Annotated in this window: 22 protein-coding genes; 10 read left to right on the plus strand and 12 right to left on the minus strand. The window is 61.4% G+C overall.

The window, feature by feature from the left end; all coding sequences use genetic code 11:
* Positions 1 to 43 precede the first annotated feature (43 nt).
* Genes pobA through pcaG form a run of 4 tightly spaced genes read left to right on the plus strand, consistent with a single transcriptional unit; the run spans position 44 to position 2,953 of the window.
* Positions 44 to 1,213 carry a 4-hydroxybenzoate 3-monooxygenase gene (pobA, locus tag AC04PH_RS02330; protein ID WP_483066133.1) on the plus strand — a complete coding sequence of 390 codons (1,170 nt, stop codon included), beginning with the start codon at positions 44 to 46 and terminating at the stop codon, positions 1,211 to 1,213.
* A 28-nt stretch (positions 1,214 to 1,241) separates the two neighbouring features.
* Positions 1,242 to 1,622 (plus strand): 4-carboxymuconolactone decarboxylase, encoded by a 381-nt coding sequence (gene pcaC / locus AC04PH_RS02335; RefSeq protein ID WP_483064132.1) that lies wholly within the window; start codon positions 1,242 to 1,244, stop codon positions 1,620 to 1,622.
* Positions 1,619 to 2,353 carry a protocatechuate 3,4-dioxygenase subunit beta gene (pcaH, locus tag AC04PH_RS02340; RefSeq protein WP_483064133.1) on the plus strand — a complete coding sequence of 245 codons (735 nt, stop codon included), beginning with the start codon at positions 1,619 to 1,621 and terminating at the stop codon, positions 2,351 to 2,353. Before pcaC ends, pcaH begins: the two co-directional genes overlap by 4 nt.
* Positions 2,354 to 2,371: 18 nt before the next feature.
* Entirely contained in the window at positions 2,372 to 2,953 is a 582-nt protein-coding gene (pcaG, locus tag AC04PH_RS02345; RefSeq protein ID WP_483064134.1) for a protocatechuate 3,4-dioxygenase subunit alpha, read from the plus strand.
* A gap of 14 nt (positions 2,954 to 2,967) precedes the next feature.
* On the opposite strand, the gene AC04PH_RS02350 is transcribed toward pcaG, so the two are convergent.
* The 3 genes from AC04PH_RS02350 to AC04PH_RS02360 all read right to left on the minus strand — a co-directional run bounded on the left by AC04PH_RS02350 (position 2,968) and on the right by AC04PH_RS02360 (position 4,916).
* On the minus strand, positions 2,968 to 3,696 hold the full coding sequence (locus AC04PH_RS02350) for a Crp/Fnr family transcriptional regulator (protein ID WP_483064135.1): 729 nt from the start codon (positions 3,694 to 3,696) through the stop codon (positions 2,968 to 2,970).
* Positions 3,697 to 4,100: 404 nt separating this feature from the next.
* Positions 4,101 to 4,466 (minus strand): phage holin family protein, encoded by a 366-nt coding sequence (locus tag AC04PH_RS02355; protein WP_483064136.1) that lies wholly within the window; start codon positions 4,464 to 4,466, stop codon positions 4,101 to 4,103.
* Positions 4,467 to 4,469: 3 nt separating this feature from the next.
* Positions 4,470 to 4,916 carry an ElaB/YgaM/YqjD family protein gene (locus AC04PH_RS02360; protein ID WP_483064137.1) on the minus strand — a complete coding sequence of 149 codons (447 nt, stop codon included), beginning with the start codon at positions 4,914 to 4,916 and terminating at the stop codon, positions 4,470 to 4,472.
* A 40-nt stretch (positions 4,917 to 4,956) separates the two neighbouring features.
* Here AC04PH_RS02360 and AC04PH_RS02365 point away from each other — a divergent pair, with 40 nt between their 5' ends.
* Positions 4,957 to 5,142 carry a DUF1328 domain-containing protein gene (locus AC04PH_RS02365; protein ID WP_483064138.1) on the plus strand — a complete coding sequence of 62 codons (186 nt, stop codon included), beginning with the start codon at positions 4,957 to 4,959 and terminating at the stop codon, positions 5,140 to 5,142.
* A 72-nt stretch (positions 5,143 to 5,214) separates the two neighbouring features.
* Here AC04PH_RS02365 and AC04PH_RS02370 read toward each other — a convergent pair whose 3' ends face one another.
* The gene (locus AC04PH_RS02370; RefSeq protein WP_483064139.1) at positions 5,215 to 6,024 is read right to left on the minus strand and encodes a response regulator; all 810 of its coding nucleotides are present in this window, start codon (positions 6,022 to 6,024) and stop codon (positions 5,215 to 5,217) included.
* 103 nt (positions 6,025 to 6,127) lie between these two features.
* Between AC04PH_RS02370 and AC04PH_RS02375 the strand changes: the two genes are divergently transcribed.
* From AC04PH_RS02375 to AC04PH_RS02390, 4 genes are read left to right on the plus strand one after another with little or no spacing between them, the layout of a single operon-like run.
* Positions 6,128 to 6,292 carry a NepR family anti-sigma factor gene (locus AC04PH_RS02375; RefSeq protein ID WP_483064140.1) on the plus strand — a complete coding sequence of 55 codons (165 nt, stop codon included), beginning with the start codon at positions 6,128 to 6,130 and terminating at the stop codon, positions 6,290 to 6,292.
* Between the two features lie 2 nt (positions 6,293 to 6,294).
* Positions 6,295 to 6,843 (plus strand): RNA polymerase sigma factor, encoded by a 549-nt coding sequence (locus AC04PH_RS02380; RefSeq protein WP_483064141.1) that lies wholly within the window; start codon positions 6,295 to 6,297, stop codon positions 6,841 to 6,843.
* A gap of 14 nt (positions 6,844 to 6,857) precedes the next feature.
* Positions 6,858 to 8,549: a histidine kinase dimerization/phosphoacceptor domain -containing protein gene (locus AC04PH_RS02385; protein ID WP_483064142.1), complete on the plus strand. Its 1,692-nt coding sequence runs from the start codon at positions 6,858 to 6,860 to the stop codon at positions 8,547 to 8,549.
* A 2-nt stretch (positions 8,550 to 8,551) separates the two neighbouring features.
* On the plus strand, positions 8,552 to 10,087 hold the full coding sequence (locus AC04PH_RS02390) for a phospholipase D-like domain-containing protein (RefSeq protein WP_483064143.1): 1,536 nt from the start codon (positions 8,552 to 8,554) through the stop codon (positions 10,085 to 10,087).
* On the opposite strand, the gene AC04PH_RS02395 is transcribed toward AC04PH_RS02390, so the two are convergent.
* The 7 genes from AC04PH_RS02395 to AC04PH_RS02425 form a co-directional block, all read right to left on the minus strand.
* Positions 10,021 to 11,109, minus strand: coding sequence for an AI-2E family transporter (locus AC04PH_RS02395; RefSeq protein WP_483064144.1), 1,089 nt, complete (start codon positions 11,107 to 11,109; stop codon positions 10,021 to 10,023). The two genes, AC04PH_RS02390 and AC04PH_RS02395, sit on opposite strands and share 67 nt — an antisense overlap.
* Positions 11,110 to 11,154: 45 nt before the next feature.
* A complete protein-coding gene (locus AC04PH_RS02400; RefSeq protein WP_483064145.1) occupies positions 11,155 to 12,858 on the minus strand; it encodes a hydantoinase B/oxoprolinase family protein in 1,704 nt (567 codons plus the stop codon).
* On the minus strand, positions 12,855 to 14,942 hold the full coding sequence (locus AC04PH_RS02405) for a hydantoinase/oxoprolinase family protein (protein WP_483064146.1): 2,088 nt from the start codon (positions 14,940 to 14,942) through the stop codon (positions 12,855 to 12,857). The genes AC04PH_RS02400 and AC04PH_RS02405 overlap by 4 nt, the downstream gene beginning before the upstream one ends.
* Before the next feature lie 73 nt (positions 14,943 to 15,015).
* Positions 15,016 to 15,366 carry a hypothetical protein gene (locus tag AC04PH_RS02410; RefSeq protein ID WP_483064147.1) on the minus strand — a complete coding sequence of 117 codons (351 nt, stop codon included), beginning with the start codon at positions 15,364 to 15,366 and terminating at the stop codon, positions 15,016 to 15,018.
* 13 nt (positions 15,367 to 15,379) lie between these two features.
* Complete coding sequence (locus tag AC04PH_RS02415) at positions 15,380 to 15,943, minus strand: hypothetical protein (protein WP_483064148.1); 564 nt, start codon at positions 15,941 to 15,943, stop codon at positions 15,380 to 15,382.
* Between the two features lie 61 nt (positions 15,944 to 16,004).
* On the minus strand, positions 16,005 to 18,245 hold the full coding sequence (locus tag AC04PH_RS02420; RefSeq protein WP_483064149.1) for a xanthine dehydrogenase family protein molybdopterin-binding subunit: 2,241 nt from the start codon (positions 18,243 to 18,245) through the stop codon (positions 16,005 to 16,007).
* Positions 18,246 to 18,248: 3 nt separating this feature from the next.
* The gene (locus tag AC04PH_RS02425) at positions 18,249 to 18,713 is read right to left on the minus strand and encodes a (2Fe-2S)-binding protein (protein WP_483064150.1); all 465 of its coding nucleotides are present in this window, start codon (positions 18,711 to 18,713) and stop codon (positions 18,249 to 18,251) included.
* 82 nt (positions 18,714 to 18,795) lie between these two features.
* On the opposite strand from AC04PH_RS02425, the gene AC04PH_RS02430 reads away from it, so the two are divergent.
* Entirely contained in the window at positions 18,796 to 19,386 is a 591-nt protein-coding gene (locus AC04PH_RS02430) for a TetR/AcrR family transcriptional regulator (RefSeq protein ID WP_483064151.1), read from the plus strand.
* Here the strand turns inward: AC04PH_RS02430 and AC04PH_RS02435 are convergent.
* A complete protein-coding gene (locus AC04PH_RS02435) occupies positions 19,341 to 19,676 on the minus strand; it encodes a carboxymuconolactone decarboxylase family protein (RefSeq protein WP_483064152.1) in 336 nt (111 codons plus the stop codon). The genes AC04PH_RS02430 and AC04PH_RS02435 overlap by 46 nt on opposite strands.
* Positions 19,677 to 19,678: the final 2 nt, after the last annotated feature.

Consider the following 19,678-nt stretch of genomic DNA (forward strand, 5'->3'; position numbering starts at 1 on the left):
GATCGGCCACCGCCGCCATAGTGCCGGTGACATGAACCGGACCATCAAGACACAAGTGGCGATCATCGGCGGAGGCCCTGCCGGGTTGCTGCTTGGCCAGTTGCTGACACGGCGGGGCATCGACACGATCGTGCTGGAACGGCAGACGCAGGCGCATGTGCTTGGCCGCATCCGAGCGGGTGTTCTGGAACAGGGTCTCGTGCATCTGATGGAAGAGGCGGGCTGCGCCGACAGGCTTCATGCCGAGGGCTATGTCCACAACGGCGCACAGATCGCCAGCGGAGACGACATCTTCCGCATCGACTTCGCCGCGCTCACCGGCAAACCGGTTGTCGTCTATGGCCAAACGGAGGTGACGCGCGACCTCTACGATGCGCGCGCCGCATCGGGCGCGCCGACGCTGTTCGAGGTTTCCGACGTAGTGATCGCCGGCGCGGATACCGACACCCCGCAAGTGCTGTGCACCGTTGACGGAGAGGACTACCGCATCGCCTGCGATTTCATAGCTGGCTGCGATGGGTTTCACGGCGTCAGCCGCCGCACGATCCCCGCGACGGTGCGGCGGGAATACGAAAAGGTCTATCCCTTCGGCTGGCTCGGGGTCCTGTCGCGCACGCCACCGGTCAGCCACGAATTGATCTATGCCACTTCGGATCGCGGCTTCGCGCTCTGCTCGATGCGCAACGAGAACCTCAGCCGCTACTACATCCAGTGTTCGATTTCAGACAGCCCGTCGGACTGGACGGACGATACCTTCTGGCAGGAATTGAAACGCAGGTTGCCTGCCGCACAGGCCGCATCTCTCGTGACCGGCCCGTCGGTCGAGAAATCCATCGCCCCACTACGGTCTTTCGTCACCGAACCGATGCAATGGGGCAGGCTGTTCCTGTGCGGCGACGCAGCCCATATCGTGCCGCCAACCGGCGCCAAGGGTCTGAACACGGCAGCCTCGGATGTGCACTACCTATCTGAGGCGCTGGCGGGGCATTACGCGACCGGCCAGATGGATCGGCTTGATCGCTACTCGCAGAACGCGCTGGCCCGGGTCTGGAAAGTCGAACGGTTTTCGTGGTGGTTCTCGTCGCTCCTGCATCGCTATCCTGATCAGTCGCCTTTCGATATCAAGATGCAGCTGGCGGAAATCGCATTCCTGCAAACCAACGAACACGCGCAGCGCGCGATGGCGCAGAACTATGTCGGGCTACCGTATTGACCGACGAGATAGCTGAAAGGGCACCGAAATGGCCGACCGGATGAAAAAAGGTGATACCGCCCGCCGCGCCGTTCTGGGGGATGCGCATGTGGACCGCGCCACTGCCGCCACGACCGACTTCGACGCGCCGTTTCAGGCGTTCATCACCGAAGGGGCCTGGGGCACGCTTTGGGCCGACGACACCATGTCCCGCCGCGACCGGTCGCTTCTGACGCTCGCGATCCTTGCGGCCACCGGCAGCTTCGACGAAATCCCGATGCATATCCGCGCGACGCAGACAACAGGGGCCAGTCGCGCCGACGTAATGCAGGCGCTTTTGCACGTCGCGGTCTATGCCGGCGTGCCCAAGGCCAATCGGGCCGTCAAACTGGCCAAGCAGACCTATGCCGAAATGGATGCAGAGCCATGACGCAAAGAAAAGACGCGCCATTCCTGCCGCGGGATCTGGCGCGCCAGCCGGTCGCACGATCACGGGCCTACAAATCCACGCTGCTGCGTAGCCCAAACCATGCACCCTTGCAGATGCAGACGTCTGTATCAGAGGAAAGCGGTCCGGTGTTTGGGCATGCCGCCATTTCCGAGGCCGATGCCGATTTGATCCACAACTTCGGCGATCCGGCGCAGGGTGCCATCGGCCCGCGGATCATCGTGCATGGTCGTGTGCAGGATGAAAACGCGCGCCCCGTGCCCAATGCGCTCATCGAAATCTGGCAGGCCAATGCCGGTGGCCGCTATCGTCACCGCAGTGAAAGCTACCTCGCGCCGCTCGATCCGAATTTCGGCGGCTGCGGGCGTGTCATGACGGATGCCGACGGCGCATATATGTTCCAGACCATCCGTCCCGGACCATACCCATGGCCCAACGGGCCGAACGACTGGCGGCCTGCACACATTCATTTCAGCGTGTTCGGGCAGAGTTTCGCGCAACGTCTGATCACGCAAATGTATTTCGAGGGCGATCCGCTGATCGAGCTTTGCTCTATCGTGGAAACGGTCACCGATGCCGATGCGGTAAGAAGCCTGATCGCCCCGCTGGACATGGACCGCGCGAAGCCGATGGATGCTTTGGCCTACCGCTTTGACATCACCCTGCGCGGGCGCGACCAGACCTGTTTCGAAACCCGCCCGGAGGGAGGCTAGATGTCGGAAAGGCGGCGCGTGACCCCATCCCAGACGGCGGGACCTTATCTGCATATCGGATGTCGTCCGTCGCTTGACCTGGCACGTCCATCATGGGGCGACCCGGGCGCGGTCATCTGGGACCCGGCACCGCCAGCCGCTGATCTGATCGTGATCGAAGGCACGGTACGCGACGGGAACGCTGACCCGGTGCGCGATGCGCTGATCGAGATATGGCAAGCCGACGCGCGCGGCATATATGCATCGCGCCCCTCGGCCACGGATTTGAATTGCGACGGGTTCGGGCGCACGACAACCGACTCCACGTCAGGCACATACTGCTTCGAGACCTGCAAGCCGGGGCCGGTCGCGGCGCACGACGGCAGCGAAAGTGCACCGCACATCACGCTTTGGATCGCGGCGCGTGGAGTCAATACGCCGCTCCAGACACGCATCTACTTTGATGATGAAAGCATGGCCAACCGGAACGACCCGCTACTCCGCGCGGCGCGAGAGACAGGGCGGGCGGACACGCTGATCGCGACGATGGTTTCCGAAAACGCCTATCGTTTCGACGTGACGTTGCAGGGCCCCGGCGAGACGATTTTCCTGGACATATAGTTCAGCGCGATACCTTACATGATCGGGCGCTGCGGTGGTTTGGGGTTATCCACCATTGCGAGTTTTGCAAGCCCGTCCGGATCGTTGACCCGCAACATGCCGTCTGTCCAATGGCAAAGCTGGCGGGATTTCAGCGATGCCAGTGTCTTGTTTGTGTGCACCAGAGACAATCCCAGGGCATCGGCGAGATCCTGTTGGCGGTAAGGCAGCTTCATCTTGGCGTTTTCCACCATGCCCAGGGCCTGTCCCTTGCCGAACACCCGCGTCATCGCCCATGCAACGGCCTGCTCCGCGTTTCGTTGGCCAAGCGTGGCGAGCGCATCACCCAGAAAATGCTCTTCGGTCGCGGCCAGCCATGTCAGGTCGAACGATCTTTCCGGTCGCTCGCGCACATAGGACCACAGGGTCGACCGGTCGAAAACGCAGAGTGTCATTTTGGTCGTGGCTTCGACCGAATGACCCATCTCTTTCATGATGCCGGCCTGCAGACCGATGAAATCGCCGGGGAAAATGAAGTTGATGACTTGTCGCTTGCCATTCTGCAACATCTTGTAACGCAGCCCCATGCCATGCAACGCGGTGAACAACTGGGGGCTGTTCGATCCTTCGAGCAGGATCGGCGTGCCTGGGTCGACGATTAGCTCCCCGACCTTGAAACGTTGCATGATCCGCACGTCGTCCTTCGACATCGGGGCAAAAAGATCGCGGCGACGCAGCGGGCAATACTCACATTTTGTGGCCAATTTTTCTTGTCCTTTCTATGTCATACATTAATGAGAACAAGCTGAGTACCATATAGAGAGGCGGCATCTGCCATCCGGGGGTTTTGTGGGAACGTCATTCCTCATTATTGCGACCGACCCGATCATCCGATTGGACCTGCAGGGGATGCTCTCAGAGGCATTTCCCGATGCATTCGTGGACTCAGTGGACTCGCCGGATATGCTTGACCGGTTTATCGCCATCCAGCCCAGCGACCTGATCGTCTTTCTCAGCGGTGACGTCGCGGAGCACGCAGATTTGTCTGAGCTTGAAAATCTTGCTGCACGCGGATGCCGTGTGATCGGGCTTGGAAGGAAGGGCGGCGTTCCCTTCCCGTTAGAGGCTGTCGATCTCCCGTTTACATCGCAGATGATCCTTTCAGCTGTTACTTCCGACGCGCCTGATTTGCACGGTTCCCCGCCTGAAGGCCGTACATAAAGGCCTGCATCAACGGCGGGCTCTCGACGTCGGCTGCAGGTTTTGCGGCATGCTGTGAGTGGGCCGCATGTGACGATCCGTGTTCTTCGTGACTGTTTTGCGTGCCCGAGGCGACACCGATCAGGATCAGGCCAACGCCGAAATAGATGCCCGCGATCACCAGTGCCGTCATTTGATGGCCCAGCAGCGGTACGAGTGCAAACCAGCCGGCGACGGTGAGAAAAGCCATGCCGACAACGCAAAAAAGCAGACCTCCTGTCAGGAGGCCTGCACGCTTTGCAGTGTCGGCGACTTTGTCCTTGATGCCGAACATCCGTTATTTCCGGCTGCCAAGGAAACCGATCAAAAACCCGACGCCCGCGGCGATGCCAAGTGCCGTCGCAGGCTGTGCGCGCACAAAGTCATGCGCATCATCCTGCAGGCGCAACGCTTGCTGGCGTGCAGCCTCGGCATGCTCCGCGGCGGCGTCGCGCGCGTCTGCCGCCTTCGCTTTCGCCGCCGACAGGGCCTGGTCGCCTTTGGCGCGTCCAAAATCCGCCATTGTTTGCGTCAGCGACAAGATATCACTCCGCAGTGTTTCAATTTCGCTAGAAAGGTCTTCGACCGTCGCCGCGCCTCGTGTCGATTTCGTCGCCATTGTCCATTCCTTCCACGTCATTCTGGTTTCAGCCCGACAACGTGTCACACCCGCAAGAGTTCCCGGGACGGAGATAGGAAAATATGGAACTTCCTTTGGCCAGAAGCGGTTGTCGTCCCAATACAACCGCGCAATGCGGACCAACCCTAAAGCGAAAGGAGCAAAAATGTTGAATTACGCAATAGCATTTCTAGCCGTTGCACTCGTTGCGGCTCTGTTCGGTTTTGGAGGGATCGCCGTGGCGTCTGCTGCAATCGCTCAGATACTTTTCTTCATCTTCGCCGTGCTGTTCGTGGCCGCTTTGGCCATACACTTTATGCGCACGAGGAGCGGCGGTCCGTCACGAGATTAGGTGCCGACCAGGCAGTGAAAGAGTACACACCCCGCACGGACATCCGTGCGGGGTCCTTTACTTAGTGACCCGTTAGTTGCGCAAAGTCGCCGTTGAGGCAAAAAAGATCGCTTGGCTGACGGCCGACTGTACCTGTGCCTCCTGAAATGGCTTGGAAATCAGAAACGCTGGCTCGGGGCGATCACCTGTCAGCAGACGTTCCGGGAAGGCAGTAATGAAGATGACAGGAACGTCCATCGTTTCGAGCAGGTCGTTGACCGCGTCGATGCCGGAAGAGTTGTCCGCAAGCTGAATGTCGGCGAGGATCAGATCGACCTCGCCTTCTTTGCCAAGCGCGACGGCCTCGGTCTGTGTCCGCGCGACCCCGTTGACGGTGTGACCCAGACCTTCGACGATTGCCGTCAGGTCGGCTGCGATTATCGGCTCGTCCTCGATGATCATGACGCGCCCCTTGACGCTGCTCGCAAGCTCGCTGTTCGCGGTCGAGATCAGTTCGCGCACCTCTTCGACATCTATTCGCATGATCTTGGCGATGCTGCCAAGATTGAATTCCTCGATGGTCCGCAGCAACAGTGCCTCGCGCGAGTTCGGCGTGAGTTTTGCAAGCAGTCCCTGTGCCCGACCGCGTAGACTGTCCTCCGGTTCCGCGAAGGTCTGACCGGTGCTGACCCAGATCGCATGAAAGCACTTGAACAGGTTGACCTTGATGCCGTCCTCGTTGTCGAACTCCGAACGGTCTTTCAGGATCGCCTCGAGCGTGGCGATCGTGTATTGGTCGCCGCGCGACTGCGACCCCGTCAGGGCCCGCGTGTAACGCCGCAGGTATGGCAATTCTGCCGCGATCAGATCGGAAAACGTTTCCTGAACTGGTGTGTCGTTCATTATTCTTTGCCTTTTTTGCGCTAATTGCTGGAACCAAACGTCAGACCCTGCGTTTGGTTCCAGCGCAAGTAAACTATGCAAAAATTTGAGGCCGATTTAAGCGATGGCAACCGCAGAAGACCCACGGAACGCAAAAATTTCCGAATATATAGACTCCAATCTGAAACGGGTCTTTTCGGAACTTGAGAAAGACGAATTACCCGACCAGATCACCGATCTGCTGTCAGTTCTGCGCGCACAGGATCATGAGCGTGAGGGTGACAGGTGAAGATGACCGACCCGAAGGATGAGCTGGTGGAACATCTGCCGGCTCTGCGTGCATTCGCGCTCAGCCTGACCCGCAACCGCGCCACTGCCGACGATATGATGCAGGATACCGTGCTCAAGGCATGGACGAACATGGACAAGTTCAAACCCGGTACGAACATGCGCGCCTGGCTTTTTACCATTCTGCGCAACAATTTCTATTCCAGCCGTCGCAAGTTGAATCGTGAAGTGGCTGACATCGACAATGCGTTTTCCGAAAAGCTATCGGTCAAGCCCGATCATGACGGACGCCTGCAGATGCGCGACTTCAAGGTCGCATTCGATCAGTTGGCCGACGAGCAGCGCGAGGCGCTTATCCTTGTCGGTGCACAGGGGTTTTCCTACGAAGATGCAGGAGAGATGTGCGGCGTCGCGACTGGTACGATGAAAAGCCGTGTCAACCGCGCGCGGGGCAAACTGACCGAACTTCTGAACCTCAGCGACGATGACGTGCTTGAGCTGACGGATGCGGCGACTCAGGCCGTGGTAGGAAGTCCCGGTTTGCCAGCCTGATGATTTTCGCCTGGTTGAACAACCTTCGCGTCCAGATCCTTCTTCTTTTGACCTTGGCGCTTTTGCCGCTTGGTTCGGTGGCGATCTACCAGACCAACCAGGTCGCGGAAGAGGCCAAGAGAAACGCTGATCTCGCGCTTGTCGCGCTCACTGAACGCGCTGTGAAAGCTGAACAGCTTGCAATCGAGCGGGCGTTCGGTGCGGCCCGGTTTCTTGCTGCGCTGGCGGTTGATTTCGTCAACACCCCCGGACAATGCAATTCCGACTTTGCACGGTTCACGCAATCCGACAGCAGCTATAGCTTCGTGGGATATGTGCCGCTTTCGGGTGTGATCTCCTGCTCCTCGGCGTCTGACGTTCAGGACCTGTCAGGGTCCGAAACCTTCCAAAACATCGTTGACGCACAGGGCCCTTCGATCCAGGTGGCGCAGCGCGGACGCATCAGTGGCAAGTCGGTTTTCGTCGTGGCGCAACCCTATCGGTTGGGGCCGGACATATCCGGCTATGTCACGATTTCCATACCGCACGAAAACATGCCGCAACTGCGCCCGTCGCTGATCGAGCAGGGACTGCGCGAGCTGATCGTATTCAACGCGTCGGGGCAGGTGCTGACGGCCCGCAATGGTCTGGACACGGCAGATCAATTCCTGCCACGCAACCGCGCCCTCGAAAATCTTGTCGGCGCCGACGGTCTGGTCTTCAACGACATCGGCCGTGACAACCAGACATATACCTATGCGCTGACACCGCTCGACGGCAGCCCGGCAAGCGTCATCGGCGTCTGGGAACGGACCGCGGCGTCGCCCGGTTACGTGACGGCCCTCGTGCGTCCCGCCCTGTTTCCCTTGCTGATGTGGGCCGCCAGTATGGCGGTCGCGATGCTGTCGATCCACACGCTTGTCCTGCGTCACGTCACCCGGTTGCGGCGCGACATGGATGATTTTGCGTCCAACAGGGCGACCGCCGAAATTCAACCGGCGAGCGTTTCGATGCCCACCGAAATTCAGGAATTGCACAATAACTTCGTGCGAATGACGCGCGAGGTCATGCAGGACGAGGCGCGGATCGAGGATGCCCTGCGTGAAAAGGGCGTGCTCATCAAGGAAGTGCATCACCGTGTCAAAAATAACCTGCAGCTGATCTCTTCGATCATGAACATGCATATCCGTCAGGCGAAACACGAAGAGACACGGTCGGTTCTGCACCGTCTGCAGGACCGGGTGCTCAGCCTCGCGACGATCCACCGCGACCTCTATCAATCCGAAGGCAGCGGTCAGGTGAACGCAGGCGATCTTGTCCGTGAGGTTGCGGAAAAGTCGCTGGAGATTGGCGTCGAAAGCGATGCGGATGTCGACGTCACGCTTGAAATAGATCCGGTGCTTCTGTTCCCCGATCAGGCCGTGCCGCTGTCGCTGCTGGTCGCGGAGGCGACGACGAACGCGATGAAGCACCTTGGCGTCGATCAGATCAGGAAACCATGGTTCAGCCTCACGCTGAAAACCACCGGCGACACCTGTCATTTCGCCATCAGCAATTCCATCGGAGAGCAGGACGATGCCGAAAGCACCGGGCTGGGCACACGCCTGATCAACGCCTTTGCGATCCAGTTGGGCGGGAAAGTGGAAATCGACAAGCAACCTGACAGCTACGCGCTGTCGCTTGATTTCAAAGTTGCCGATTTCGTCCCAGATACGCCAGACTACTGATCATGGAAAATGGCCACGATTCTCTTTCTCTACACCTGACGGCAGAGGAAGCATATCCCGCGTTCGAGCGCGAAGTGCTGGGTGCACAGGACAGCGTCGAGGCGAGTTTTCGCGTTTTTGATCCCTGGACCCATCTGCAGTCGGACGAGGCAAAGGCCGTCGGCGAGACCTGGTTCGATCTGCTGGTTGCCCTGCTGCGTCGTGGTATCAAATTCGACCTGAAGATCAGTGATTTCGATCCTGTCGTGCGGTCGGATATGCACGCCTACACATGGGCCTGCATGCGGGCGCTGCGTGCAGCAGGAGAGGCTTCCGGGAAACCCCATCTGCTGCAGGCCCGCGCCGCGATGCATCCCGCGCGGGTGGGGATACTGCCGCGACTGCTGCTCTGGCCCCGCCTGATCAAGGAAATGCGCGCGACGACGGACAAGCTGAACGATCTACCCGCACCGGAGCGCCGCGAAAGGCTGCGCGACCTGCCGCTGCTGCGCCCGCTGCTGAATATCACGCCTGACCGGGTTTCACCGAAATGGTGGCCGGTTCCGCCGCTGGTCCCCGTCAGCCATCATCAGAAGCTCGCCGTGATCGATGGAAAACGTCTTTATCTAGGCGGTCTTGATCTGAATGACCGTCGGTTCGATACCAAGGACCATCGCCAGGCGCCCGAAGAAACCTGGCACGACACCCAGATCACCGTCGATGGCCCGGTCGTGGAAGAGGCCGCACGGCATATCCGCAGCTTCGCGCAGGAGGCGGACCGCAAGCCGCAATCTCCTTATCGCTATCTTTTGCGGACGCTGTCGCGCAAACGCGAAATTTCCGCCCCGTTCCTTTCGCCGGAAGTGCACGACGTGTCGCTGTCCAAGGCGCATCATGACGGGATCACGGCCGCGACCAGACTGATCTACCTTGAGACACAGTTCTTTCGCGATGTGGGTCTTGCACAGGTGCTCGCCAGGCGCGCAACGCAGGAGCCGGAGCTGTCACTTATCCTGATCCTACCGGCGGCCCCCGAAGATGTGGCCTTTGGCGACGACCCAGGTAGCGATGCCGCCTATGGCGAGCACCTGCAGGTCAAATCCCTGCGGATCGTCAAAGAGGCCTTTGGCGACCGGGTCTTCGTCGGTTCACCGGTGCAGAAACGCCGGTCCAACCGGGCGGGGCGCGCGACACTGCACGACGCGCCGCTGATCTACCTCCATGCAAAGGTGTCCATTTTCGACGATCAGGCGGCGATCGTGTCGTCGGCCAATCTCAATGGCCGCAGTCTGGCCTGGGACACCGAAGCGGGCATCGCCACGACGCGCGCGACCGAAGTGGACCATATCCGGGATCGTTGCTTCCGTCATTGGCTGGAGGATGATGCCGACGATGACCTCTTCGACCTTGAGAACGCGCAGCGCGCCTGGGCGCAGCTGGCCGACGACAACGTGCAAAAACCGCCCGAAGACCGGACCGGTTTTATCGTGCCTTACTCGATCTCGCCGGCAGAGGGTTTCGCGCGCAACCTGCCGGGCGTTCCCGAAGAAATGGTCTGATCCGTCAGTCGCTTGAACATGGTGATGCACCAGATCGTCAGCGGAATGGCGATAATGCCGCCGATCGGCCCCCAGAGCCAAAGCCAGAACACCAGCGCGAGGAACACCATCAGCGGATTGACCGAAAGGCTGCGCCCGACCAGCGTCGGCGTGACGAACTGCGCTTCGGTCGCGTTCATGCCGAGATAGGCCAGAGCGGGAACAAAGCTCATCGCGCCGTCAAAGGTAACGATACCGGCGACCAGCAAGGCGAGGATCAGCATCGAGGGCCCGAGATACATGATGAAATTCAAGGCAAATGCCAGGACGCCCCAAAGAATGGGTGTCGACATGCCGATCAGGCTCATGACGATGGCGACGATGGCCCCGAAGCAAAAGTTGATCGCGCTGATTGTGAGTACGTAACGCGCCACTTGCGACCCGGCAAAGCGCAGATCCGCTTCGCCCAGCTTTGGAAAGGTTTCGCCGACCCACTCGTAGACCCGGTTCTGGCAAACCAGAAAGAAGTAGAGCGTGCCGGTAAAGATCAGCAGCTGCGCTGCGAACTGCGGTGCATAGAACAGCGCGTCCGTCCATGTCGGCACCGGGACAGGATCGCCCTCTTCGGTTTGGCTCTTGCCTGCGTTCTCCGGGTCGATGGCCGACGCCACGCTGTCGGTCATTTCTTCCAGTCCGCGCAGGGCGCGGCGGAATTCCTCGATGGTGGATCGCAATTCCGACCATATCAACGGCGCACGCGAGATCGCCTGAGTGACATAGGGTTCGATCAGCAACAGCAACGTGAGGATCAGCAAGAGCGCGAGCAGGACCGAAATCAGCGCCGCGAGCGCAGCAGGAACGCGCAACTTGTCCCACAGATCCGACAGCGGCGTCAGCACGACGCCGAGCAGCATCGCCGCGATGATCGGCGCGAACAGATCGCGTGAATATTGCAGCGCCGCGAACAGCGCGATCGCCGCAAGCACGACAAGGCAAATGGTCTGAATGGCGCGTAATGACAAATCCGTGATCCCCTTCGACACGAACGCGCGCCTTTGGAAAACGTTCCGCCGCGGCACATCCGGAAATCAGATCGTCTCGCCCCGTGCGACGGCCTGCTCGACCATGGCGATTTCCGCCTCGGTCAGCCCATAGATATCGCGAGCGGCAGCGGGCGAGATATAGCCCCGCGCGAGGTCCCTTTCGATGTCGGCCTTCGCGCGTCGCGACGGGTCGCCATAACCGCCGCCACCGGGGAACGCCATGCGCACCCGCGCGCCATGCGGAACAAATTGCTTGCCCTTGCCGCGCATACGTTGCTCGTCGTCGCGGCTGATCGTGGTGGGCGCCCCTTCCAGCCCGCCGTGACGTCCCCGCGCCGGGTGGTCGACCCGGTCGAACATCGCCTGAATGTCGAACTCGTGCCCGTCGCGCGCGCCGACATCCATGTATTGTCCCAGACCGCCGCGCCGTGCGCCCGCACCACCGGAATCCGGCCGCAACTCCTTGCGCCAGATGATGACGGGCCCGGCGTGTTCTGTCGCCTCAACCGGCATGGTCATCACGCCAGACGGAAACGCTGTGGCGTTCATCCCGTCGAGCGTCGGCCGCGCACCGGACCCGCCCGAATTGAAGGTCAGCACCTCGGCCCGCACCGCATCCGGCGGGGCCGGCGCGTCACTGCGGGGGCGCAACGAAACCTGGAAATTGCACAGGCATCCCGCCCCTTCGGCCGGAACCAGATCAGGCAGGATCTTGTCCAGCGCACCATAGACGGCGTCCGGGACGAAATGCCCGATGATATGACGCAATGCCACTGGTGCCGGATGACGCGCGTTGACGATGCTGTCTTCGGGTGCCGTCACCTTGAACGGCGCAAGCGAGGCTGCGTTGTTTGGAATATCCGGGGCGATGGCGCATTTCAGCGCGTAACACGCATAGGCTTTGGTATAGACCAGCGGGCAGTTGATGCCCTTCCTGTCGATTCCCGATGTGCCCGCGAAATCCGTCAGGATGCTGTCCTCGCGGATCGTCAGCGCCACCTTGATCGTGATCGGCGCATCGAAGCCGTCGATGGTCATTTCCCCATGTGCCGTCTGCCGGGGCAGGGCTGCGATCTTTTCCAGCGTCGCACGGCGCGAATTGTCGAATATGAAGGCTGCGACCCCGCTCAGGTCATCCAGCCCGAACTCATCCATCATTTCGTTCAGCCGGTGCCGCCCGATGTCGTTGCAGGTGGCCAGCGCGTACATATCGCCGATCAGCTGGTCCGGTTCGCGCACATTGCCACGCACGATCCGCACCAGCGTGGCGTCGACCGTGCCCTGGTCAATGAAGCGCATAATCGGAAGATAAAGCCCTTCCTCGTAAACGCTTGCCGCATCCGCGCCAAAGCCGCGCCCGCCGATGTCGACCACATGCGCGGTACAGGCGAAAAACCCGACATGCGCACCGTCGTGAAACGCCGGCGTCACCATCGTGATGTCATGCAGATGGCCCGTGCCTTCCCAGGGATCGTTTGTGATATAGACGTCACCGTCGCGGATAGTGTCGCGCCCGATGCGACGGATGAAATGCGCGACAGCGTCGGCCATCGCGTTCACATGCCCCGGTGTGCCCGTAACCGCCTGCGCGAGCATCAGGCCGTTGGCGTCATAAACGCCTGCGGAAAGATCGCCCGCTTCGCGGACGGAGGTGGAAAACGCGGTACGGATCAGCGCCTGCGCCTGCTCCTCGACGACCGAGATCAGCCGGTTCCACATGACCTGATAGGCGACGTTCGACGGGTTCATGGCGTGGCCTCCTTGCGTGTCATGTCGATGCAGCCGTCGGGTTGGCAGATCGTGCGAAAGCTCGACGGGACGATGATCGTCGTCTCGTCCTCGCGGATCACGGCGGGGCCGGATGTTGTGGTGCCTATTTTCATCACGTCCCGTAGATGCAGGTAGCCGTTTGCCCACTGTCCCTTGGCCGCATCGAAAAACCCGGTTTTCCCGTCCAATCGCGCAAGCCCGGCATCAGCGCTTTCCCGCACCGGTGTCACCTCTTCCGGCGGGGTGGTGGCATTCACGGCCCAGACCGTGATCTCGATGTCCAGACCGGCCACGGTCCGGCTGAACAGCTTGGCATAGGCCGCCTCGAACAGTGCCTGAAAGGTCGTGGCGTCCGGGTCGGCGGCCTGTTCGGCCGTCAGGTTGATGGGAATTTCCCAGCCCTGCCCGGTGTAGCGCATGTAGGCCTTGAACTCGGACAGGATGGGCGCGTTCGCGTCACAGCTGCGCACGAAACCGGCGGCCTCGGCCTGCAATTCCTTCAGAAGTCCACGGACCGTATCGGCATCGAAATCCGACAGCCGCATGTAGACCGACCGGTTCGCCTCGAATGAAAACGGTGCGCGCAGGAACCCGATGGCCGACCCCACACCCGCACCCGGAGGCACCAGCAGCCGGTCGACGCCCAGTTTTTCGCACAGACGTCCAGCGTGTAGTGGTGCGGCACCGCCAAAGGCGATCATCGTATAGTCCGAAAGGTCCTCGCCGTTTTCGACCGCATGCACGCGCGCCGCGTTCGCCATGTTTTCGTCGACGACCTCGGCCAGCCCAAAGGCGGCGGTTTCGGCGTTCATCCCCAGCGGGCTGCCGAGCACCGTCATCAACGCCGTTTCCGACGCGGCCTTGTCCAGCCTGATCGAACCACCCGCGAAATTGTCGGGGTCCAGCTTACCCAGCACAAGGTCGGCATCGGTCACTGCGGGCTTGTCACCTCCGCGGCCATAGCATGCCGGTCCCGGTTCCGATCCTGCGCTTTCCGGCCCGACCCTGATCTGGCGCAAGCTGTCCACATGCGCCAGCGATCCGCCACCGGCCCCGATCTCGACCATGTCGATCACCGGGATCGAAATCGGCATGCCGGACCCTTTCTTGAAGCGATAGGTCCGCGCCACCTCGAACACCCGGCTGGTTTTCGGCGTCTGGTTCTGGATCAGGCAGATTTTTGCGGTGGTGCCGCCCATATCGAACGACAGAACCTTGTTCAGACCATAACGCGCGGCGATGTTCGCCGCAAAGACCGCCCCGCCCGCCGGGCCGGATTCGACTAACCGCACGGGAAAGTCAGCCGCGCTCTCGATCGAGATGATACCCCCGCCGGAATGCATCAGAAAAATGTCGCAGTCAGCACCCTCGTCGCGCAGCCGGCCCCGCAGGCGCCCCAGATAGGACTTCATCAAGGGTTTGATATAGGCGTTGGCAACGGTCGTGTTGAACCGTTCGTACTCGCGCATCTGCGGGCTGACCTCGCTGGAGATCGACACCATCACGTCGGGCAGCATCTCGGCCAGCATGTCACGCACGTGCCGTTCGTGGCTGTCGTTCAGATAGGAATGCAGCAACCCGACCGCCACGCTTTCATAACCGGCTTCCGCGATCTTCTCGACGACGGGCTCTATGTCCGCGCAGATCAGCGGCACCAATTCCGCTCCGGTGGCATCGATCCGCCCCGGCACGGTATAGCGCATCTGCCGCGGCAACAGCGGTTCCGGGAGCGTCAGGTTAAGATCGTATTGTTCGAACCGGCTTTCGGTCCGCATCTCGATCACATCGCGGAACCCCTCGGTGGTGATCAGCGCCGTCTTTGCGCCGCGCCGCTCGATCAGCGCATTGGTCGCCAGCGTCGTGCCGTGGATGATCTGGGTGATGTCACCGGGTGTGATACCTGCCTTGGTGCAGACTTGCGTCATGCCGTCGATGATCGCATTTTCGGGCGCGGCGTAGGTCGTCAAAACCTTGGTCGAATGGCTTTCGCCGTCGCGTTCCAGAACGACATCGGTGAAGGTGCCGCCGATATCGACGCCAAGGCGCGCAGGGTGTTGTGTCATGTCATCCGTTCCTCTTGCGGCGGACTTTGACCAGATCGGTCAGCACGTGCAAGCAGGTCACGGATGTCGATGACTATGCGCGATGTTCCGGCGCGGCTCGCCAAAGCGGCAGCAGCAGGCAGAGCGCCGCCAGCCAATCGGCGGCAACGATCCCGACGATCCACCAGATCAGGATCGGCCCCGTGGTCCAGACCATCGACAATGCGACACTGCCACCCAGACCCATCACAAAAAATGTGAACCACGCGACCCCGCGCCGTTCTCGCACGAGGCCAGTCACCAATAGCAGGTAGAACAGCCCGACGCCGACGAAACCCAGCGTCAGCGGCGTCACCCCGGCGGGTAGGAAAGCGGTCAAGTGCAGCGCCGCGCTGATCAGGCCGAAAAATGCGGACACACGGTATGGGCCTGTCAGATGCAACATGGTGAAATCCCTTTCATCGATCAGCCGCGCAGGGAAAGCCCGCGACGCCCCAGATCAGCAGATCGTCGATATGTTCCTGCAGGCTGTAGGGTGCAGGCTCGCGCCCACCGCCCGGCTCCCACGCCCAATGCAGAATGATGTCGTGGCCCAGATGGTCCGCCAGTTCGATCATCGTGCGGCCGCCATTGCGGGCGGGGTCGCGCAATTGTGCGCAGATCTCGTCCGACGTCTTGCCGAACCAAGCGAATTCCGGCGGCGGCAGCTTCCAGTTGTCATCGACCTGCGGTGCCGCATGCGGCACGTCGTTCACTGTCGCGCGAAACGCGTGGCAGGTGACGCACTGGATCGTCTCCGCCCCGATCCGGCTCTCGCCCGCGTTGATGTTCATCCCATGCGGCTGCGTCCGGTCATAGCTGGGGCCGGACCACATCGGCACGTTGCTTTCGCCGACATGGCAGTTGGAACAGCGCGGATGCGACGCAACCTCGAACACTCGGTCGAATGCCGCCAGTCCTTCATCGCGCGACACAGAACCGGCGGGCGGCGGGTCGATTACGGTGCCGGTCGTCTCTGCCATACCCGTTGTCCCGGTCAATGCTGTAACAAGAGCGAGCAGTCTGAAATTCAAAAACCGCATCCTACACAAAGTCCATATGGTTCTGGAAGGGCATCTCGCGCAGGCGCACGCCTGTTGCGGCAAACACAGCGTTTGCCAATGCCGGTGCGGCGGGCGGCACACCCGGCTCTCCGATCCCGCGGACCTCCGTGCCGTTTTCCAGCCCGCGCACGATGACCTCGGGCGACTGATACATCCGCATGCCCGCGTGCCGGTGATAGTTCGTCTGCTCCACCATGCCATCGGCATAGGTGATCTCGCTATTGATCGCGTGGCCCAGTCCCCAGTTGATGCCGCCCATCACCTGCGCTTCGAAATTCACCGGGTCCAGCACACGGCCCACGTCGCAAGCTGCGAACACTCGGTCGATCTTGATGCCCCGCTCGGTCTGGCTGACCTCCACGACCTCGGCCATCGGCACGCCGAAGCTGGTGACCATCGCCACACCGCGCCCGCGCCCTTCACCCATGGCACCGCCCCAATCCGACATCTCCGCCACGGCTTCCAGCACCTTGCGTTGCACGGGATCGCTGCAAAGCCGCAACCGCTCTTCCATCGGGTCGGCCCCGGCGGCGTGGATCAACTCGTCCAGAAACCCCTCGGCAAAGAACCCCGCCGTCGATGCGCCGACCGACCGCCACGAACTCACCGGGGCAAGATCGGGCACCGCATAGCCGCGTACCCGCAGATGCGGAATGGCGTATGCCATGTTCGACGCCCCCGCGACGATCTGCGAATCCGGTCCCGGCACCTGCTGGTTCATCCGTCCGGTCTGCGACCGCGTGGCCGACACCGTCGCGATATCGAGCGCCACGCTTTCGACACGGCCATCCTTCACAGTGCCACGCGCCCGCGCCATACCGATCTGGCGGGGATAGTCCTGCGCGAAATCCTCCTCCCGGCTGTAGGTCAGCTTGACCGGCACACCCGGCAATTGCGCGGCAATCTCCGCAGCCTGCGCGACGAAACCGGATTCCAGCCTGTGGCCAAAGCTGCCGCCCATGAACTGGTTGTGGAAGGTCACGTCGGCGATATCGCAGCCGACGATTTCCGCCACGCGCTGTACGGCAAATCCCGGGATCTGATGCCCGGCCCAAACCTCTGCGCCCGAGTCCATCACAAGAACCGTGGCGTTCAGCGGCTCCAGTGGGGCGTGTGCCACATAGGGCGCGCGGTATTCCGCGGCGATCACCTCCGCGTCGGTCATGGCCGCATCGACATCACCGTCCGCGCGCCACTCCCGGTCCAGCCGGTCGGGCACGAAACTGTCGCTCACCGCTTGCCAGTGATCGGCCATCTCCGCCGGATAGGGCGCCGGCCCCCAGTCGCAGTCGACCGCTTCGGCGGCGCGCATCGCCCGCCAGGTGTTGTCGGCAATTACCGCAACCCCGTTCGTGATCGGCACCACCTTCTGCACACCCCGCATCGCCTCGGCGGCGCTGGCATCGTATCCATTCAAAACGCCACCATGACGCGGGTTCAACCGGACGGCGGCATGAACCATCCCGTCCATCTGCAGGTCGATCCCGTATTTCAGTTCACCCGTCGTCTTGGCCGCGATATCCGTGCGCATCATCGGCGTGCCGATCAGCCGCCAGTCGCGCGGGTCGCGCAGGGTCACCTGCTGCACCGGTTCCAGCGTGGCCGCGGTCCGGGCCAGCGCCGTATAGGGTAGGGTGGTCCCGTCGGGGGTGATCACCGCACCATCCGCCGTCGTCAGATCGTTCACCGGCACACCGGTTTCCTGTGCCGCCGCCAGCTTCAGCGTTTCCCGCGCGACAGCGCCGGCCATGCGCATCTTATGATAGGCATCCGGCATCGAAGACGACCCGCCGGTCAGCTGCAGCCCCATCACCTTCACCGCGCTGCCGACGACACTGCGTATGATCTGTTTGGCCATGTTGTTGTTCAGGCCCATGCTATCGGCGGCCTCTGCTGCCAGACCCTGATTGTAGTAGGCCGGATCGGGCGGCCCGAAGGAAATCGCGACCTGATCCGGCCGCACATCCAGTTCCTCGGCGATCAATGCGACCTGCGACGACTGTACACCCTGCCCACTGTCCGCATGTGGCGCGATCAGCGTAATTTCTGACTCCGTGACGATGACATAGGGATTGAACGTCGCCGCATCGTCGGGAAGGTCCGCCCGCAGCGGATTGTCATGCGGCTTTTGTACGACATAGGTACCGAAGGCCACGCCACCCATCACGGCAGTCGAACCGATCAGGAAGCCGCGTCGTGTAAATGTTCTCAGCTTGCCCATGATCTACGCCTCCTCCCGCATTTTTGCGGCGGCATCCTTGATCGCCGCCCGGATGCGCGGATATGTGGCGCAGCGGCACAGGTTGCCACCCATCACCGCGTCGATATCGTCGTCGGTCGGTGTCAGGTTAAAATCGAGGAGTGTCGCCGCCTGCATGATTTGTCCCGGCTGACAGTAACCACACTGCGCGACCTGATGCGCGATCCAGGCCTCTTGCAATACATGCAGCGCCTCTGGCTTACCCAGTCCCTCGATCGTGGTGATCGTGGCTCCATCGGCGGACCCGGCAGCGACCTGGCAACTGCGCATCGCGATCCCGTCCATATTCACCGTGCAGGCCCCGCACTGCGCGATCCCGCAGCCGTATTTCACGCCGGTAATTCCAAGTTCATCCCGCAGTACCCACAGCAGCGGCATGTCGTCCTCGACATCGACCTCGTGGGTCTGTCCGTTCACCGTCAACTGCATGCGAGTCTCCACTTGTATATTTGGACATCTTACGTAAAATTGTCCAATAACGATCTACTTGTCAATGGAAAGCCGCATCTTGATGGAACAACGGCACAACAAACTGATCGACGCCGCCCAGACCGTGTTCATGCGGTTCGGCTATGCGCGCGCGACGATGAACGACATCGCGGCAGAGGCAGGCGTGGCGCGCCAGACGCTCTACAACGCCTTCGCCGGCAAGGAAGAGGTGCTGCGCGCCGTCGTTCGCAGCTTCACCGCCGAGGCGATACGCGACGTGACCGCCGCCTGGGCGGACGCGGAAGATTTCGGTGCCAAGCTGGACATCTTCAGCAACCGTATTCCGCTGGCGGCCTACGACATGGCCGCATCGTCGGCGCAGGCGGCAGAGGTATTCGACGGTGTCCACCAGGCTGCCAAGGAGGAGTTGCAGCAGGCCGCGACTCAGTGGCAGGCGCTTTTCGTGAAAGAGCTTCGCGCTTTGCATCCTGCGCCGGCCGATGCGGCTGCTCTGGCCGACTTCATCTATGCCACCAGCCTGAATGCCAAGTACAACGCCGCCAGCCGCGCCGTCGTTGAAACCCGGTTGCAGGTGTTGCGAACCTCGGTGCTTGCGCTGCTCGACGCTCAGGCCGAGAATTCGTCGAAGGCTTCCAGCGCTTTCGCACCGTAGGCAATCGACGGTCCACCGCCCATATAACCGATCATCTCCAGCGCCTCGCACAGTTCTGCCCGCGTGGTGCCCAGACGCACCAGCGATTTGACGTGAAATCCGATGCAGCTTTCGCAGCGCGTACTGACGGCGATCCCCAGCGCGATCAACTCCTTCGTCTTTTCGTCCAGCGCGCCGTCGCGTTTGGCCGCCTTCGACATTGCATCGAAACCCGCGAACATGCCCGGCGTTTCCTTTTGCAGCACCCCGATCCGGCGCACGGTATCGCCCAGAAATGCAGTCCAGTTCATTC

The sequence above is a fragment of the Yoonia sp. KMU-150 genome, from assembly GCF_056858355.1.

What these genes read in the sequence shown, in the direction of transcription:
- AC04PH_RS02415 (WP_483064148.1), bottom strand. Translation starts at nt 15,943, where the DNA reads ATGGCAGAGACGACCGGCACCGTAATCGACCCGCCGCCCGCCGGTTCT.
- AC04PH_RS02405 (WP_483064146.1), bottom strand. Translation starts at nt 14,942, where the DNA reads ATGACACAACACCCTGCGCGCCTTGGCGTCGATATCGGCGGCACCTTC.
- AC04PH_RS02355 (WP_483064136.1), bottom strand. Translation starts at nt 4,466, where the DNA reads ATGTTCGGCATCAAGGACAAAGTCGCCGACACTGCAAAGCGTGCAGGC.
- AC04PH_RS02400 (WP_483064145.1), bottom strand. Translation starts at nt 12,858, where the DNA reads ATGAACCCGTCGAACGTCGCCTATCAGGTCATGTGGAACCGGCTGATC.
- AC04PH_RS02410 (WP_483064147.1), bottom strand. Translation starts at nt 15,366, where the DNA reads ATGTTGCATCTGACAGGCCCATACCGTGTGTCCGCATTTTTCGGCCTG.
- AC04PH_RS02420 (WP_483064149.1), bottom strand. Translation starts at nt 18,245, where the DNA reads ATGGGCAAGCTGAGAACATTTACACGACGCGGCTTCCTGATCGGTTCG.
- pcaC (WP_483064132.1), top strand. Translation starts at nt 1,242, where the DNA reads ATGGCCGACCGGATGAAAAAAGGTGATACCGCCCGCCGCGCCGTTCTG.
- AC04PH_RS02390 (WP_483064143.1), top strand. Translation starts at nt 8,552, where the DNA reads ATGGAAAATGGCCACGATTCTCTTTCTCTACACCTGACGGCAGAGGAA.
- AC04PH_RS02375 (WP_483064140.1), top strand. Translation starts at nt 6,128, where the DNA reads ATGGCAACCGCAGAAGACCCACGGAACGCAAAAATTTCCGAATATATA.
- AC04PH_RS02370 (WP_483064139.1), bottom strand. Translation starts at nt 6,024, where the DNA reads ATGAACGACACACCAGTTCAGGAAACGTTTTCCGATCTGATCGCGGCA.
- AC04PH_RS02430 (WP_483064151.1), top strand. Translation starts at nt 18,796, where the DNA reads ATGGAACAACGGCACAACAAACTGATCGACGCCGCCCAGACCGTGTTC.
- pcaH (WP_483064133.1), top strand. Translation starts at nt 1,619, where the DNA reads ATGACGCAAAGAAAAGACGCGCCATTCCTGCCGCGGGATCTGGCGCGC.
- AC04PH_RS02435 (WP_483064152.1), bottom strand. Translation starts at nt 19,676, where the DNA reads ATGAACTGGACTGCATTTCTGGGCGATACCGTGCGCCGGATCGGGGTG.
- AC04PH_RS02425 (WP_483064150.1), bottom strand. Translation starts at nt 18,713, where the DNA reads ATGCAGTTGACGGTGAACGGACAGACCCACGAGGTCGATGTCGAGGAC.
- AC04PH_RS02365 (WP_483064138.1), top strand. Translation starts at nt 4,957, where the DNA reads ATGTTGAATTACGCAATAGCATTTCTAGCCGTTGCACTCGTTGCGGCT.
- AC04PH_RS02380 (WP_483064141.1), top strand. Translation starts at nt 6,295, where the DNA reads ATGACCGACCCGAAGGATGAGCTGGTGGAACATCTGCCGGCTCTGCGT.